Below are 16,396 nucleotides of genomic sequence, written 5' to 3' on the forward strand. Positions count from 1 at the left end.
CGCCCGTCAGTCCCGCCGTGCGGGGCCGAAGGCGGGCGGCCTCTGGTCGTCCCCGGCGGGACCGACGTCGCCGTTCCTCCACTCCGGGTCGTAGGCACAGGGCCCAAAGGCACCGCCGGTGAAGTACGCGCGGTCCGGGTACCAGGTGAAGGACATGCGCTCCTCGCCGTCGTCCCGCTGCGCGAACAGTTCCCAGGCCCTGCTCTGATCGCCTTCGCGGTAGGAGGTGACCTTCCAGCCCTCGTCCTGGAGGTAGCGGTGCAGCCGGCGGAGACCGTGGACCGCCTGGCTCGCCGGCACGTGGTCGAGTGCCCACCTGTGGCCCATGGAGTAGGCGCCGTCGACGGTCTCGTCCGCGAGGCCCAGCAGGCCGCCGTCGTAGCAGTAGTCGGAGCCGAGCGTGTTCTCCGTGCTGACGCCGATGTCCTCGACTCCGGGTGGGATGGTGCGCTCGAAGCCGAGGACCGTGTAGGCCTCCTGGGAACGCTGGAGGGCGCGGTTCGCCATCTCCTCGGGTGCGACACGGGGGAAGTCCTTCGACGCCCATGAACCCCACGCGAGCGTGCCGGCCAGGAGGAGCACGCCGACGAGCGCGGCGCCCGCGCATCCCAGAGCCCCGAGGGAACGGGAAGAGGCCCTGGGCTCGGGCGCGTCGGGGGCGGTGGCGGGACTGGGCACGGTCTCATCGGGCATACGCGCACCCTATGCGGGCGTGGCGGCGCGGCGGATGGGTGCGCTGACCGGCCCGGCGTGAGTACGCGTACTCACGTGGCCCGGGCCCGTACGGCCGCGAAGGACAAAGGCGCCGCAGCGGAGGGCCGCTGCGGCGCCGGGCGATCGGCCAGGACGTCAGCTGGGCGTCTGGGCGGTCTTGTCCGGCGTGGTGCCGTGCGTCGTGCCGTCCGTGGCGCCGTCGTCCTCCTGGGTCTCGGACTCGGCGGGCTGCGGCGGCGCGGGCGGGGTGCGGACCAGCAGGGCGAGCAGCACGGCAAGTCCGCCGAGCACGGCGCCGATGCCGAAACCCCATCGGATGCCCGTCGCCAGGGCGCCGGTGGCGTCGGCGCCGTCCGCCGCCGCCGTGGCGGCGCGTCCCGACATCACGCTGATGACCAGCGCCGTGCCGGCTGCGGCCGCGACCTGCTGCAGCGAGCCGAGGATGGCGGAGCCGTGCGGGTAGAGGTGCGGCGGCAGTACGGAGAGGCCGGAGGTGAAGACGGGAGTGAAGACGAACGCCATGCCGGCGCTCAGGGCCACGTGCAGGGCCAGCACCAGCCACGGCGAGGTCTCCTCGCCGGTCAGGGCGAACAGGCCGAGGCAGAGCGCGGTGAGCACCGCTCCGGGGACGACCAGGCGGGGTGCGCCGAGCCGGTCGTACAACTTGCCGACCTGCGGTCCGAGCAGGCCCATGGTCAGGCCGCCGGGGATGAGGAGCAGTCCGGTCTGCAGCGAGGACAGGCCGAGCACCTCCTGCAGATAGATCGGCATCAGGATGAACGCACCCATGAGGGCCATGAAGGACAGGCACATCAGGGCGAGTGCCACCGAGAAGTGGCGGAAGGTCAGGGTGCGCAGGTCGAGCAGTGGCGTGGACGAGCGCTGCAGGGACAGCTGTCGCCAGGCGAACACGGCGACCAGCACGGCGCCGACCAGGGTCGTGACCGCCGGGGGGACGGGGGCCTCGGCGGCGTTCGCGGCGCCGAGCTCGCTCAGGCCGTAGACCAGGGCGCCGAAGCCCGCCGCGGCGAGGGGGACGGACGGCCAGTCGATCGGACCGGCCTGCGGTTCGCCGATGTTGACCAGCCGGCTCCGGCCGAAGAGGGCCATGGCTCCGGCGATGGGCAGCACGGCCAGGAACAGCAGGCGCCAGCTGCCCAGTTGCAGCAGCACACCGGAGACGGCGGGGCCGAGGGCGGGGGCGACGGAGATGACGAGGGTGATGTTGCCCATGACACGGCCGCGGTCCTGCGGGGGCACGAGGGTCATCAGCGTCGTCATGAGCAGCGGCATCATGACGGCGGTGCCGCCGGCCTGGATGACGCGAGCGGCCAGCAGGACGGGGAAGGCGGGCGCGGCCGCGGCCAGTGCCGTGCCGGCGAGGAACAGCGTCATGGCCAGACCGAAGGCGGTCCGCGTCGTCACGCGCTGGAGGAACCATCCCGTCACGGGGATGACGACGGCCATGGTGAGCATGAAGGCCGTGGAGAGCCATCCCGCGGCTGCCGCGCTGACCTCGAACTCGCGCATGAGCCGCGGGATCGCGTTGACCATGATCGTCTCGTTGAGGAGGACGACGAACGTGGACAGCACGAGAATCCGCAGCACGGCTGTGACGCGGGCGGGTGGCAGGGTGGGTGTTGCGTGGGGTGCGAGCATGGTGCCTTCCGTCATGTGAGTGCCCTCCGCACGTGGCAGGTCACACGAACAGACCTCGGTGCCGGGAAGAACTCATCGGTGTTCCCCGATCCTCCCGGTGCCGCCGCCCACGCTCAACCGATTTTGCCGCTGCCGGAGCGGCCGAGTGCCGGCCGGTGCGCCGGGCGGGCTCGTCGGCGCGGGAGCGGGCTCAGGTCCGGCGGCTCAGGTCCCGGGCCACGCCCGGGTCTGGCGGCCCGAAGGCCGGGCGTCAAGCAGGGCCCGGCGGCTCAGGTCCCGGGCGCCAGGCGCTTCGCGTCCACCTCGGCCCACACCGTCTTGCCCCACGCGTGCCGCTCGACGCCCCACCGGTCGGTGACCCGCTCGACGATGAACAGTCCGTGGCCGCCGGGCAGCTCCGGGTGGTGGGACCGGCGCGGAGCGGGCAGGAGCGTCCCGCTGTCGCTGACCTCGATCCGCAGGCGGGTGCCGGTGGCGTCGAGGACGAGCTCCAGCGGTCCTCCCCCGTGTGCCACGGAGTTGGCGACGAGTTCGGCCACGACCAGCACGACGTCACCTGCCACGTCGGCGTCCACACCCGGGGTGGTCGCGGACCAGGACCAGTCGGCGAGCGTCTCCAGGGTGAAGGCCCGGGCCCGGCCGGCGGGCGAGGCGAGCCCCGCCAGTCGCAGCCGGCGGCGGGTGTCGCCGGGTATGGCCGGGCGGTCCCGGCCCGTCGGACGGGGGCGACGAGCCGTCTCCGGCCCCTCCCGGCATTCCGGTGCGTCGGCCCGCGGTGGTGCGCCGTCCCGGGCGCCCCTGCCGATCGTCATGTGGTGGGTTCCCTTCGGCGTCGGTGAGGCGATCTTCCGTCAGTCGATGTTTCGGTCGGTCGATGTTTCGGTCGGTCGATGTTTCGGTCGGTCGATGTTTCGGTCGGTCGATGTTCGATCCGTCGATGGCGATCCGTCGATGTCCGGTGCGGCGATGTGACGGGCGGGCTCGCGGGGAGCCCGTCACGCCGCGAGTGCGTCCGCCACGGAATCGTAGAGGGAGAAGACGGTGTCGGCACCGGTCAACTCCAGAACGCGCATGACGGCGGGGGCGACCCCGGCCAGCCGCAGCTCCGTCCCAGCGGCGACCGCCGCGGCGCGGGTGCGCAGCAGCAGGTTCAGGCCCGAGGAGTCGCAGAAGCCGACCTGGGCGAGGTCGACGACGAGCGCGGGCGGGCGCTCGTCGACGAGGTCGGTCAGCCCTTCCTGGACGGCCGCCAGCGTGTCGAAGTCGAGGTCACCGACGATCGTGCACACGGCCGCGCCCGTCTCGGTGTGGTGCGTTCGCAGCGTCACCGCGGTCTCGGCGCGCGGTGCCGCGTCCCGTGGCGCCTGTGCCCCGGATGCGCCCTGCGTCGCGGTGTCCTGCCCGTTGTCGGCTCGCATCGTGATGGTGTTCTCCTTGTGTACGGACGGAAAGGGGTCTACCCGCGCTCCGGGCCCTGAACCGAGACACCGACGAGGCAGGTGTCGTCGTCCGTGTCCGAGCCGCTGTAGCGCAGCAGGTGGTCCAGGCGCGCCTCAAGGGGGTTGGGGCGCTCCGCGGACTCGCTGTCGGCCCTCTCGGTCAGGGCGACCAGGTTCGCCAGGGAGGTCTGCAGGCCCTGGTCGCGGCGTTCGATGAGGCCGTCGGTGTACATCACGAGGACGTCGCCGGGCTGGAGGTGGACCTCGTCCTCGTCGTACTCCGCCTGTTCCAGCACGCCGAGGAGGATACCGCCGAGCTGGGGAAGGGCGGTCGCGTGCCCCTCGCGCAGGAGTACGGGCGGCAGATGGCCGGCGCGTGCCCAGCGCAGGCGGCGGGTCGCCGGGTCGTACAGTCCGCAGGCGGCGGTCGCGGTGAGGTTCTCGGTCAGCCGGTGCGTGATGCTGTTGAGCCAGGTCAGCAGCTGGGCGGGGCCCGCGCCGGTGGCGGCGAGGCCGCGCAGGGCGTTGCGCAGCGCGACCATGCCGGTGGCCGCGTCGATGCCGTGGCCGGCGACGTCCCCGACGCAGAGCAGGACCTCGCCCGAGGGCAGGATCAGGGTGTCGTACCAGTCGCCGCCCACGAGGTGTTCCTTCTCGGCCGGCCGGTAGCGGACGGCCACCCGCAGGTCGTGGAGGTTCATGGTGCCGCGGGTCGGCGGCATGATGGCGTGCTGCAACTGCAGGACGAGGCGGTTGCCTTCGGCTGCCTGCTGTTCGGTCTGGACCAGCTGGTCCCGGGTCGCGGCGAGGGCCACTTCCGTCCAGTGCTGGGCGGAGATGTCCTGATACGCCCCGCGGACGATCCGCAGGCCCTCGTCGGGGTCGCGCACCGGTTCGGCGACGATACGGATGTGGCGGGCGACGCCGTCGGGGCGCTGCAGCCGGAACGCGGTCGACGCGGGGCGCTCGTGGTGCAGCAGGGTGCGCAGGAACCGGCCGATGCTGTGCTGGTCGTCGGGGTGGGCGTGCTCGGCGAGCTGGTCCAGCGGGATCGGCTGGGCGGTGGGCGACAGGCCGTGCAGCTCGTAGACCGTCTCGTTCCAGGCGATCTCTCCGGTCCGCAGGTTCTCCTCGAAGCCGCCGATCCGTCCGAGCCGCTGCGCGTGCTGGAGCAGCCGCGCCACGCGGGGCGTGCCGTCGTCCAGGCGCCAGACGACCACCAGGCTGTCGCCGTGCCGGCTGATGCTGACCCTGGCCCGGGCGCTGAGCGGAACTCCCTCGACCATGGCGGTGAGCTTCATGTCGGCGGCGCGGAACGGTTCGCCGGTGACGAAGACGTGCTCGACCTTCTCCATGAGGCCGCCGGTCTCGGCCGCGAGCGGGTACGCCTCGAGGAGCCGGGCGCCCAGGATGGCGCCGGCGGGGCGGCCGGCGAAGTCGACGAAGGCCGGGTTGACGTACCGGATGGTGAACTCCAGCGGCAGCTCGGCGCTGTCCGGCGCCACCTGGAGGACGAGGCAGGGGTCGGAGAGGCCGTCGACGAGCCGGCGGAGGTCCTCCAGGCGCGCGTCCGGTTCGGCCGGTTCGGCGGGGTCGTGGTCGGCCCAGGTCTCCAGGGTCGCCGCCGCGAGCTCCGCGAGTGCCTCGAACTGCCGCTCCAGCGACTGGGACAGTACGGGCAGCTCGTCCGGCCAGCAGATCTCCAGGGCGCCGGTGAGACGGCCGCCGATGCCGGCCGGGACGGCGAGGCGTCCGCCGCGTACGTCGTGCTGCCCGATCGACGGCAGGGCGGCCTCGGCCAGCGTGGCGTAGCCGACCGCCGCCCGCTCGTCGAGCGCACGGCGGGCGGGCGTGGGCACGCCGGGCGGCACGTGCCGCCAGCGGGTGGCCTCCTGGGCGCTGAAACCGGCGCTGCCGGCGAGGGACAGCGACTGGTCGGGGTGGGCCGCCCAGATGGCGACGGCGACCGCGCCGAGGGGGCGGAGCGCCTGTTCGAGCATCGAGCGGGCCGCCGCCGCGGTGTCCCCGCCCGCGAGCGCGTGCGCTTCGGCGCAGCGCAGCCGCAGGGCGGCGGAGTCGGCCGCGGGCTCCGCCGAGGACTGGACGAACTCGCGGGCGATGGCGGAGATCCGGTCCGCGGCCGCCTGGTTGACGAGATCGGCCGCGAGTTCGAGGACGGAGACGTCGGCCTGGGCGGCCAGATCGGACAGCTGGACGGCGGCCTCGGCGGGACCGCAGCGCAGCCGCTCGATCAGCATGCCCACGGCCATCTCCACCAGGGCGCGGCCGGCGGCATCGGCGTGGGCCCGCTGCAGCTCCTGCCGCAGCCGCTCGACGGTGGTCGCCAGCCGGCCGACGGCGGAGGCGTCCGCGCCGTGGCCGGTCGCGGGCTCCGCGTCGTGGCCGGAGGCGGACGCCGGACGCACGACCGCGCCGCGCTGGTGTCCGACCCTGAGCCCGTCGGCGGCGGGGACGGCCTGCACGCGGTCGTGCGTGCCGGGCGGTTCGGAAGTCTGGTGCACGTCAGGAGCTCCTCGGATCCGTGGGATGGTCGCCGGTGCGCCTGCTAGAGCGCCAGATGGTGCTTGATGCGGCTGATCAGCTCCCCGGAATCGACCGGCTTGGTGATGTAGTCGGTGGCCCCCGAGGCCAGGCTCTTCTCCCGGTCGCCGACCATCGCCTTGGCGGTGACGGCGATGATGGGCAGCCGGGCGTGTTCGGGCATCGCCCGGATCGCGGCGGTGGCCGTGTAGCCGTCCATCTCCGGCATCATCACGTCCATCAGGATCACGTCGGTCTCCGGGTGCGCCTGGAGCGTGTCGAGTGCCGCCCGCCCGTTCTCCGCCTGCATGACGCGCATCCCGTGCAGTTCGAGGATGCCGGTGATCGCGTACAGGTTGCGGTCGTCGTCGTCGACCACGAGGGCGGTCCGGCCCGCGAGGGACGTGTCCACGTCCGACTCCCACACGGCGCTCGCGCTGTCCGTGCCGCGCACCAGCGGTACGACGTCTCCGGGCCGGTCGGCGCTCATGTGCAGGGCGATGCGCTCGCGCAGCTCGTCGAGGCTGGTGATCAGTTCCAGGAGCCGTGCGCCGTCCTGCCGCTTCAGCAGGCGTTCGTCCTCGGACGCGACGCCGCGGCTGCTGTGGACCAGGACGGGCACCGTCTGCAGGGCCGGGTCGCGTTCCATCCCTTCCAGGAGGGCGAGGGCGGCGCCGTCGGCGTCCAGTTCGAGGACGACGCAGTGGCAGGGGTGGGTGGCCAGCGTGGCCGCCGCCTCCTGCGCGCCGACCGCGGTGATGACCTCGACCCCGCGCCGGCCGGGTGCCTCGGCCTGACGGGGCAGGTCGCCGAGGGCGCTCTCCGCCACGAGGGACAGCAGACCGTTGGGCCGGGCCTCGACCACGAGGAGGCGCCGCTGCTGCGCGGGCGGCGTGGTGCCCGCCGGGTCCTCGCCGGTCCGTCCGGTCCTCGCGATGGCGGCCCGCTCACGCGATTCCAGGGGTCGTACGGGCTCGGCGTCGGCGAAGTCCGTACGGGCGGCCGGGAGGTAGAGGGTGAAGCTGCTGCCCTTGCCCAGGGTGCTCTCCGCGGTGATCGCGCCGCCCAGGAGGTAGGCGATCTCGCGGCTGATGGACAGGCCGAGCCCGGTGCCGCCGTACTTGCGGTTGGTGGTGCCGTCGGCCTGCTGGAAGGCGCCGAAGACGGTCTCCAGGTGCTGGGGCGCGATGCCGATCCCGGTGTCGCTCACCCGGAACGCCAGGACCAGGCCGTCCCGGCGGACGATGTCGGGGATCCGGGACTCGTCGGCGGGCTCGATGTGCAGCTCGACGCCGCCCTGTTCGGTGAACTTGACCGCGTTGGACAGCAGGTTGCGCAGGATCTGCCGCAGCCGGTAGTCGTCGGTGAGGATCTCGTCCGGCACGTCCGGCGAGGTCCGGACGGTGAACGAGAGGTTCTTCTGGCCGGTCAGCGGCCGGAAGGTGGCCTCGACGTAGTCGAGGAGCCCGGCGACGGGGACGACCTCGGGGTTGACGTCCATCTTCCCCGCCTCGACCTTCGACAGGTCGAGGATGTCGTTGATCAGCTGCAGCAGGTCGGAGCCGGCCGAGTGGATGATGCCGGCGTACTCGACCTGCTTCGCGGTCAGGTTCCGTGACGGGTTCTGGGCGAGCAGCTGCGCGAGGATGAGCAGACTGTTGAGCGGGGTCCGCAGTTCGTGGCTCATGTTGGCCAGGAACTCGGACTTGTACTTCGAGGCGAGCGACAGCTGGTGGGCGCGCTCCTCCAGTTCCTGGCGGGCCTGTTCGATCTCCAGGTTCTTGGTCTCGATGTCGCGGTTCTGGGCGGCCAGCAGCGCCGCCTTCTCCTCCAGCTCGGCGTTGGAGCGCTGCAGTTCCTGCTTCTGGACCTGCAGTTCCTCGGAGCGGGCCTGGAGTTCGCCGGCCAGTCGCTGGGATTCGTCGAGCAGCTCGTCGGTGCGGGCGTTGGCGACGATCGTGTTCACGTTCACCCCGATCGCCTCCATCAGCTGGTCCAGGAAGTCCCGGTGGATCTGGGTGAACCGGTGCACCGACGCCAGCTCGATGACACCGAGGACCTGCTCCTCGACCACGATGGGCAGGACGATCAGCGACAGTGCCTCGGTCCGGCCGAGGCCGCCGGACACCGGCAGATAGCCGGCCGGCAGGTCGTCGACGGCGATGGGGCGCCTGCTGCGCGCGGCCTGGCCGACGAAGGACTCGCCGAGCCGGAAGCGGGACGGCCGGGCGCCGTCCGGGAAGGCGTAGGAGGCGACGAGCTTGAGCACGGTGCCGTCCGGCGTGTCCTCGGCGAGGTAGAAGGCGCCGCACTGGGCGGAGACCAGCGGTGTCAGCTCGTCCATGATGGACTCGGCCACCACCGTGAGGTCGCGCCGGCCCTGCATCAGGGCCGTGATGCGGGCGAGGTTGGTCTTCAGCCAGTCCTGTTCCTGGTTGGCGCGTGTGGTCTGCCGCAGGGACTCCACCATGAAGTTGATGTTGTCCTTGAGGTCGGCGACCTCGCCGGAGGCGTCCACGGTGATCGACCGGGTGAGGTCACCGGCCGCCACGGCGCTGGTGACCTCCGCGATCGCCCGGACCTGCCGGGTCAGGTTGCCGGCCAGCTCGTTGACGTTCTCCGTCAGGCGCTTCCACGTGCCGGAGACGCCCGCGACCTCCGCCTGGCCGCCGAGACGGCCCTCGCTGCCGACCTCGCGGGCGACGCGGGTCACCTCGGCGGCGAAGGAGCTCAGCTGGTCCACCATCGTGTTGATGGTGGTCTTCAGTTCCAGGATCTCGCCGCGCGCGTCGACGTCGATCCTGCGCGTCAGGTCGCCGCGGGCCACCGCCGTGGTCACCTGGGCGATGTTGCGCACCTGACTCGTCAGGTTGTGGGCCATGAAGTTGACGTTGTCGGTCAGGTCCTTCCAGGTCCCGGCCACGTTCGGCACACGGGCCTGGCCGCCGAGGATGCCCTCGGTGCCGACCTCCCGGGCCACCCGCGTCACCTCGTCCGCGAACGCCGACAGGGTGTCCACCATGGTGTTGATCACGCCGGCGAGCGCGGCGACCTCGCCCTCCGCCTCGACCGTGATCTTCTGGGACAGGTCACCGCGGGCGACGGCGGTGGCGACCTGGGCGATCGAACGGACCTGGCCGGTCAGGTTGAACGCCATCACGTTGACGTTGTCGGTCAGGTCCTTCCAGGTGCCGGAGACCCCTCGTACGGTGGCCTGGCCGCCGAGGTTGCCGGCGGTGCCGACCTCCCGGGCCACCCGCGTCACCTCGTCGGCGAAGGCGGAGAGCTGGTCGACCATCGTGTTGATGGTGGTCTTCAGCTCCAGGATCTCGCCCCGGGCGTCCACCCGGATCTTCTGGGTCAGGTCGCCCTGGGCCACCGCCGTGGTGACCTCGGCGATCGCCCGGACCTGCGCGGTGAGGTTGTCGGCCATCACGTTGACCGACTCCGTCAGGTCGCGCCAGGTGCCGGAGACGCCCTTGACGTCGGCCTGACCGCCGAGGATCCCCTCCGTGCCGACCTCGCGCGCCACGCGCGTCACCTCACCGGCGAACGCCCCGAGCTGGTCCACCATCGTGTTGATGGTCTCCTTCAGCTCCAGGATCTCGCCCCGGGCGTCGACCGTGATCTTCTGCGACAGGTCGCCGTCCGCCACGGCGGTGGCCACCTGGGCGATCGCCCGGACCTGGCTGGTCAGGTTCCCGGCCATGAAGTTCACCGAGTCGGTCAGGTCGCGCCAGGTGCCGGAGACACCCTTGACATCGGCCTGACCGCCGAGGATCCCCTCCGTGCCGACCTCGCGCGCCACGCGCGTCACCTCGCCGGCGAACGAGCCGAGCTGGTCCACCATCGTGTTGACGGTGTTCTTCAGCTCCAGGATCTCGCCCCGGGCGTCGACCGTGATCTTCTGCGACAGGTCGCCCTTCGCCACCGCGGTCGCGACCTGTGCGATGTCACGCACCTGGGTGGTCAGATTGCCCGCCATCGCGTTGACGGAGTCCGTCAGGTCCGCCCACGTGCCGGAGACGCCCGGCACCTGGGCCTGCCCGCCGAGCCGGCCCTCGGTGCCGACCTCGCGGGCCACCCGCGTGACCTCCGAGGTGAACAGCGACAGCTGGTCGACCATGCCGTTGAAGACCATGGCGATCTCGCCCAGCAGGCCGTCCGCGTCGGCGGGCAGTCGGGTGCCGAAGTCACCGTCCCGCACCGCCGTCAGGCCCGCCAGCAGCAACCGCAGCTCCGACTCGCCGACCTGAGCGGCCGGGGACTCCGTGTCCTTGCCCGTCCCCGCGGTTCCGGGCGCTGTAGAGCCAGCCATCGAACGTCGCCTCCGTAGATCGCCGGGCCAGTCCCGACACACCCGATCCTCCCCCGTCCATCACCTGACATTCCGACAGATGCCGGGGCGCATACCGCCCCGGAGGCTATCCCACCGTTCGCGCGCGTCGGCACCCTCCCCCGGCCGCCCAGGACGTCCCACGGGCGGCGGTCCGGGTGTCGGCGGGCCTGAGAGCGGTTGGGACCGGCGGCTCGGGATAGGGTGTACAGGCGGAAGGCGTTGCCTGCCGGCCCGGCGCGCAGGCGCCGACGGGCCGCGGGCGGATCGTGGAGGAGTCCGAGCGTAAATGTCCCGCATGTGGTGGGCGGGCCCGGCGTGACGGCGTCAGCGAGGGCCGCGTTGGAGGTGAGCCCCTTGCCCGGTCGTTCCGGGATATGTGCCAGCGGTGAGATCAGCGAGGTCACCCGCCGGTCCTGGGAGGAGGCTCTGTCCGGGCTGGCGCGGCAGCACAGGGGTGTTTCCTATGTGGAGCTGTCGAACGTCTCCTTCGTGGACGTGGCCGGGGTGACGGCGCTGGCCGTCACCGCCATGGGCTTGACCGAGGGACGGATGGTGGTGGAGCACCCGCCGCCCCAGCTCCCCCGGGTCCTGGAGATGTTCTGGCCGGACCTCCCGCGGATCGAGGTGGTGCGGCGATGAGCACCGTGAGCACCGACGAGAGGTTCGTGCACCCCGCGCTGTTCTACCGCGGCGACGAGGAGTACACACGGCAGACGGTGGGCTTCCTGCGGGAGGGCCTGGCGAGTGGTGAACCGCTGGCCGTGGCGGTGCCGGGTCCGAACCTGGAGCTGATCAGGGACGGGCTGGGCGCCGAGGCCGAGGGCGTTCTGTTCCTCGACATGACCGATGTGGGCCGTAACCCCGGGCGGATCATCCCCCGGGTGCTGCGCGGCTTCGCCGACGCCCACCCGCGGGGCCGGGTGCGGATCATCGGCGAGCCGATCTGGGCCGGGCGCAGCACCGTGGAGTACCCGGCGTGCGCGCAGCACGAGGCGCTGATCAACGCGGCCTTCGAGGGCCGCGCGGTGACGATCCTGTGCCCGTACGACGAGGCGCGTCTGGACCCTCAGGTGATCGCCGACGCGCGCATGACCCACCCCACGCTCATCAGCGGCGGCCGCGAGGAGAACAGCGATTCCTACGACTGGGAGGCGGTCGTCGCCCGGTACAACGAGCCGCTGGCGTCCGTGGCCGGGGCCGCCGTCCTTCCCTTCGGCGGTGACGACCTTCCGGCGGCCCGCCGGTTCGCCGTCGCCCAGGCGCAGCGGCTGGGCCTGGCGGGGCAGCGGCTGAGCGACGCGGAGCTGGCCGTCGCCGAGCTGACGACGAACAGCGTGGTCCACGGCGGCGGGCGCGGGACGCTGGCGCTGTGGAGCGAGGCCGGCCGGCTCGTGGGCGAGGTCCGCGACGGCGGCCGGCTGACCGACCCCCTCGCGGGCCGCCGCCCCCCGGAGCCGGGCCAGATCGGCGGCCGGGGCCTGATGCTGGTCCACTACGTGGCCGACCTGGTGCGCGTGCACACCGGCGACGAGGGCACGACGGTGCGCTTCTACTTCGGCCTGTAGGCCGGGCGGGGGCGCGGGCGCGGCGTGATCGCCCGGTGGGAGGGGCGTGCCGCGTCTTGTGCCGGTGCCGGGCGAGGGCCGCGGGCTGCTCGTCCGGGAGGGGCCGGAGGCCGCTGGTTCGGGGCAGGAGGCTGCCGGTGCCGGGCGCGGGACCGAGGCTGCCGGTCCGGGAGGGGCCGGAGGCCGCTGGTTCGGGGCAGGAGGCTGCCGGTGCCGGGCGCGGGACCGAGGCTGCCGGTCCGGGAGGGGCCGGAGACCGCTGGTTCGGGGCCCGAGGCTGCCGGTCCGGGGTGAGCCGCAGGCTGCCGACTCGGGAGGGGCGGTGCACGCCCCGGGGCGGATCCACCGCCCGCCGAGCGATGAGTACGGGTCCCGCCGCCGGTCTACCCCTCGACCCATCTCAGCCAAGGAGCGGTGGATGACCGGTACGACGCCTCCTCTTGACCTCATGCCCCAGGCCCGGATCGTGGCCCGCCTCGCGGCGGAGGTCCCCGACGCGCGACTCGACGACCGGACGCCCTGCCCCGCGTACACGGTCCGCCATCTGCTGGGCCACATCGCCGGCCTGGCCGTCGCCTTCCGCGACGCCGCCCGCAAGGACCTGGGCGCCACGACGGACACCGCCCCCGACTCCGGCACGCCCACGCTCTCCGCCGCCTGGCGCGACGAACTGCCCCGGGTGCTCGACGAACTGGGCGAGGCGTGGCGGGAGCCGGCCGCGTGGACCGGGATGACCCGTGCCGGTGGCGTGGACCTGCCCGGTGATGTCGCCGGGGCGGTGGCGGTCGACGAACTCGTGGTGCACGGCTGGGACCTCGCCCGGGCGACCGGCCTGCCTTACACGCCCGACGAGACCGCCCTGCGTGCCACGTACGCCTTCCTCCTGGCGGCCGAGAACGACGAGAGCCGGGGCGACATCTTCGGGCCCGTGGTGCCCGTACCGGACGGTGCCCCGCTGCTCGACCGGACGATCGGGCTGAGCGGCCGCGACCCGGGCTGGGCACCGCCGACGCCGGGATGACGGGACCGGCCGTCACCATGGAGGAGGGCCGAACTCGACGAGTTCGGCCCTCCTCACGCCCGCTCACGCCCTTCACGCGGGCTCCGCTCGCGCGATCGCGGCACCCTTCAGACCACCGGGCCTCCGAAGGGGCCTCCCATTCCGTAGTACGACCCCAGCTCCTGGCGGTACTGCGGGTCGTGGAGATGCTTCTCACGGACGAACTCGGGGGCGTCCTTGATCTGCTCCTTGGTCCGGTCGACGTAGATCTTCTGCTCGTCCACGTCGATCCGCACCACGGCGCTCGCCGGCAGCAGGACCTCCTTGCCGAAGATCCAGACCCCGGTGTCCACCACCAGATAGGCGTCCCCGGCCTCGTCGGAGTGCTTGTCCACCTTGCCGATGCTGCCGTCGACCGCCTCGACCTTGTAGCCGGTCAGTTCGGTGCCGGCCAGATGACCCGCGGTCGACTTGTAGCTCCACACGTGCTCAGTCACGCGTAACCACTCCTCCGGTAGCAAGGACGGCGTGCCCTTCGCAGCGGGTGTCTCCCGCCTGGACTCCGCCTGCCCCGGCCCCGGCGACGCATTCCCCCGCCCTGGGGGATGCGTGAAATCCGCGTCCGGGGTTACGAGCGGAGGAACGGCGCCGTACGGCCTCGGCCCGTCGCGCGGCCCGCGCGGCGGGCGGACGAACTGATGCTGATGCCAAGGAGGAACCGATGCTGGACAGCTGGCGCGCACGCGCGGCCTGCCAGGATGTCGACCCCGACCTCTTCTTCCCGGTGGGGACCGGCGCACCGGCGCTGATCCAGGCCGAGGAGGCCAAGGAGGTCTGCGGGCGCTGCCCGGTGCGTGAGGAGTGCCTGCGCTGGGCCATGGACGACTCCCGCCAGGTGACGGGCGTGTGGGGCGGTCTGCGCGAGGACGAGCGGCAGGCGCTGAAGCGGAAGTGGCGCCGCCGCGCGGACCGCACGCGATGAGACCCCCGCGCACGGACGCGCACCTGTCGGACGCACGGACGCACGGAACGGCCTCACCAGAAGGGTCTGGTGAGGCCGTTCCGCCGGTGGGGAGGCGTCCGGCCTTCCCTACGACTGGTCGAGCATGCCCTTGCGCAGGCGGGCCAGATTGCGGGAGAGCAGCCGGGAGACGTGCATCTGGGAGATGCCGAGCTCGTCGCCGATCTCCGACTGCGTCTTCTCCTCGACGAACCGCAGGTGCAGGATTCTCCGGCTGCGCTCGTCGAGTTCGACGAGCAGCGGCGCGAGGGTGTGGAAGTCCTCGAAGAGTTCCAGCGCCGGGTCCTCGACCCCGATGAACTCGGCGAGCGCCGCGGCGTCGTCCTCGCCGTCCGGGCCGATGGCCGCGTCGAGCGACGCGGAGTTGTATCCGTTGGCGGCGATCCGCGCCTCGATCACCTCGTCCTCGGAGAGGTTCATCAGGCTCGCCAGCTCCGCCACCGTCGGGGACCGGCCGAGCCGGGAGCTCAGCTCCTCCGTCGCCTTGGCCAGCTCCACCCGGGCCTCCTGCAACCGGCGCGGCACGTGGACCGCCCAGGAGGTGTCACGGAAGAAGCGCTTGATCTCACCCACGATGTAGGGGACGGCGAAGCTGGTGAACTCCACCTCCCGGGAGAGGTCGAACCGGTCGATGGCCTTGATCAGACCGATGGTGCCGACCTGGACGATGTCGTCCATCTCGTCGCCACGGGTGCCGCGGAACCGGCCGGCCGCGTAGCGGACGAGCGACATGTTCATCTCGATGAGCGTGTTGCGCACGTACTGGTATTCATGGGTCCCCTCCTCCACCACCGCCAGCTTGTCGAAGAACACCTTCGACAGCTCGCGCGCGTCCTTCGGAGCGACCTTGCGGGGAGACTCGAGTACGGGCAGGTCCTCCATACCCGTCTCGACACCAGCCCTCGTCTCCGTCGTCACCTCGGTCGGCACTGTGATGACCTTCTCTCGTCCGTCGGTAGCGGTTGCCCCGTGAGAGCTTCGCTTACCCCCACTTCCGCGACTCATGTCAGAAATTTTTCGAGGGTTTGGTGTCGCGGTTCGCGGTCAGGCGTCCTTGCGTGAGATTGCCGAGCGGACGAGGAGTGATCGACTGTGTCCGGTGAGCAGAAGAGCAAGGCCAAGACCGAGCAGGCCAAGGGCAAGATCAAGGAAGCGGCCGGGCGGCTGACCGGCGACGAGCGCCTTGAGGCCGAGGGCCGGGAGGAGCAGGTCAAGGGCGACGCGCGCGCGGCCAAGGAGAAGGCGAAGGACGTGTTCAAGCACTGACGCTCGGTCCTTCTCCGGCCAACGCAGGGGGCGGCTCCGCGACAGCGGGCCGCCCCCTCGGCGTGTCCCTCCCGAGGGCAGGGGATTCCCCGGGCCCGGCAGGGCCGGACGGCAGAGGCCCCCTCGGAGTCCGAGGGGGCCTCTGCCGTCCGGTGCGGCGGAACCGTGCCGGGTCAGTCAGGCCCGGAGCAGCCGTTCCGTCACCTCGCGGTAGGTCCTCAGGGTGAGGCGCAGCTGCTCGGTGTCGGGCCCTGGGCCCTCCGGATCGCCGTTCTCCTGCCAGCCCGCCCGCAGCGCGGCGCGGCGGTCCCTGAGGGAGGCGATCAGCTGCCGCTCCGTCGCTTCGAGGACCTCCGCCGCCTCGGCGACCGAGTCGCGGGGCGAGTCGACGAACGCCGTCAGCGCGTGGTGCAGGCGCTCGCCGAGACGGTCGCGTTCGCCGTCACCGAGCAGCGGTCCGGCCGGGCCGCCGCCGGCGGCACCGGGTCCGTGTCCCGGGCCGCGGCCCTCGCCGGGGGCGGGGCCGCCGCCCGGCCGGTCCGCCGTGTCCCGTCCGCGCGGTGCGGCGGGGGTCACGGCGGGAGCGTGGCTCTGGCTCCCGCCGCTCCGGCCCGTGGCACTGGGGTCCTCGGACGGGACGGCGGACTGCGGCGCCTGGGACAGCGGTATCGCCGGCGGCGGGGCGGGTGTGGTGGTGGCCGGCGGGGGTGGCGCGGCGACCGGTGGTGCGGTGGGGGGCGGCGCGGGAGGGCCGGGGGGGACGGCAGGTGCGGCCGGGGCGGCGGGTGCGGCCGGGGCGGCGGGTGCGGCCGGGGCGGCGGGGGCAGCGGGCCGGGCGAGGGCGGCCGGGGC

Annotated in this window: 14 protein-coding genes; 5 read left to right on the forward strand and 9 right to left on the reverse strand. The window is 72.6% G+C overall.

What is annotated here, in order from left to right; translation table 11 throughout:
• Positions 1 to 6: 6 nt before the first annotated feature.
• The 6 genes from ABTZ91_RS23140 to ABTZ91_RS23165 all read right to left on the reverse strand — a co-directional run bounded on the left by ABTZ91_RS23140 (position 7) and on the right by ABTZ91_RS23165 (position 10,671).
• On the reverse strand, positions 7 to 693 hold the full coding sequence (locus ABTZ91_RS23140; protein ID WP_352079099.1) for a hypothetical protein: 687 nt from the start codon (positions 691 to 693) through the stop codon (positions 7 to 9).
• 156 nt (positions 694 to 849) lie between these two features.
• The gene (locus ABTZ91_RS23145) at positions 850 to 2,388 is read right to left on the reverse strand and encodes a DHA2 family efflux MFS transporter permease subunit (RefSeq protein ID WP_352079100.1); all 1,539 of its coding nucleotides are present in this window, start codon (positions 2,386 to 2,388) and stop codon (positions 850 to 852) included.
• A 254-nt stretch (positions 2,389 to 2,642) separates the two neighbouring features.
• The gene (locus ABTZ91_RS23150) at positions 2,643 to 3,185 is read right to left on the reverse strand and encodes an ATP-binding protein (protein WP_352079101.1); all 543 of its coding nucleotides are present in this window, start codon (positions 3,183 to 3,185) and stop codon (positions 2,643 to 2,645) included.
• Positions 3,186 to 3,368: 183 nt separating this feature from the next.
• Positions 3,369 to 3,791, reverse strand: a complete 423-nt coding sequence (locus tag ABTZ91_RS23155; RefSeq protein WP_352079102.1) for an STAS domain-containing protein — start codon at positions 3,789 to 3,791, stop codon at positions 3,369 to 3,371.
• Positions 3,792 to 3,829: 38 nt separating this feature from the next.
• The gene (locus ABTZ91_RS23160) at positions 3,830 to 6,334 is read right to left on the reverse strand and encodes a SpoIIE family protein phosphatase (RefSeq protein ID WP_352079103.1); all 2,505 of its coding nucleotides are present in this window, start codon (positions 6,332 to 6,334) and stop codon (positions 3,830 to 3,832) included.
• A gap of 44 nt (positions 6,335 to 6,378) precedes the next feature.
• Positions 6,379 to 10,671: a HAMP domain-containing protein gene (locus ABTZ91_RS23165; RefSeq protein WP_352079104.1), complete on the reverse strand. Its 4,293-nt coding sequence runs from the start codon at positions 10,669 to 10,671 to the stop codon at positions 6,379 to 6,381.
• A gap of 486 nt (positions 10,672 to 11,157) precedes the next feature.
• Here ABTZ91_RS23165 and ABTZ91_RS34170 point away from each other — a divergent pair, with 486 nt between their 5' ends.
• From ABTZ91_RS34170 to ABTZ91_RS23180, 3 genes are all read left to right on the forward strand, one after another.
• Positions 11,158 to 11,331 (forward strand): hypothetical protein, encoded by a 174-nt coding sequence (locus tag ABTZ91_RS34170; RefSeq protein WP_407078010.1) that lies wholly within the window; start codon positions 11,158 to 11,160, stop codon positions 11,329 to 11,331.
• On the forward strand, positions 11,328 to 12,257 hold the full coding sequence (locus ABTZ91_RS23175) for an anti-sigma factor RsbA family regulatory protein (protein WP_352079106.1): 930 nt from the start codon (positions 11,328 to 11,330) through the stop codon (positions 12,255 to 12,257). Before ABTZ91_RS34170 ends, ABTZ91_RS23175 begins: the two co-directional genes overlap by 4 nt.
• Positions 12,258 to 12,675: 418 nt before the next feature.
• Positions 12,676 to 13,278, forward strand: coding sequence for a TIGR03086 family metal-binding protein (locus tag ABTZ91_RS23180; protein ID WP_352079107.1), 603 nt, complete (start codon positions 12,676 to 12,678; stop codon positions 13,276 to 13,278).
• Positions 13,279 to 13,385: 107 nt separating this feature from the next.
• Here the strand turns inward: ABTZ91_RS23180 and ABTZ91_RS23185 are convergent, their stop codons facing one another.
• Positions 13,386 to 13,754, reverse strand: coding sequence for a PRC-barrel domain-containing protein (locus tag ABTZ91_RS23185; protein ID WP_352079108.1), 369 nt, complete (start codon positions 13,752 to 13,754; stop codon positions 13,386 to 13,388).
• 227 nt (positions 13,755 to 13,981) lie between these two features.
• Here ABTZ91_RS23185 and ABTZ91_RS23190 point away from each other — a divergent pair, with 227 nt between their 5' ends.
• On the forward strand, positions 13,982 to 14,239 hold the full coding sequence (locus ABTZ91_RS23190) for a WhiB family transcriptional regulator (protein ID WP_352079124.1): 258 nt from the start codon (positions 13,982 to 13,984) through the stop codon (positions 14,237 to 14,239).
• A 108-nt stretch (positions 14,240 to 14,347) separates the two neighbouring features.
• Here the strand turns inward: ABTZ91_RS23190 and ABTZ91_RS23195 are convergent, their stop codons facing one another.
• Entirely contained in the window at positions 14,348 to 15,160 is an 813-nt protein-coding gene (locus ABTZ91_RS23195; RefSeq protein WP_352079125.1) for an RNA polymerase sigma factor SigF, read from the reverse strand.
• 210 nt (positions 15,161 to 15,370) lie between these two features.
• On the opposite strand from ABTZ91_RS23195, the gene ABTZ91_RS23200 reads away from it, so the two are divergent.
• On the forward strand, positions 15,371 to 15,544 hold the full coding sequence (locus tag ABTZ91_RS23200; RefSeq protein ID WP_352079109.1) for a CsbD family protein: 174 nt from the start codon (positions 15,371 to 15,373) through the stop codon (positions 15,542 to 15,544).
• A gap of 177 nt (positions 15,545 to 15,721) precedes the next feature.
• On the opposite strand, the gene ABTZ91_RS23205 is transcribed toward ABTZ91_RS23200, so the two are convergent.
• Positions 15,722 to 16,120: a hypothetical protein gene (locus ABTZ91_RS23205; RefSeq protein ID WP_352079110.1), complete on the reverse strand. Its 399-nt coding sequence runs from the start codon at positions 16,118 to 16,120 to the stop codon at positions 15,722 to 15,724.
• Positions 16,121 to 16,396 lie beyond the last annotated feature (276 nt).

The sequence above is a fragment of the Streptomyces sp. NPDC126499 genome, assembly GCF_040302485.1.
Classification (GTDB): domain Bacteria; phylum Actinomycetota; class Actinomycetes; order Streptomycetales; family Streptomycetaceae; genus Streptomyces.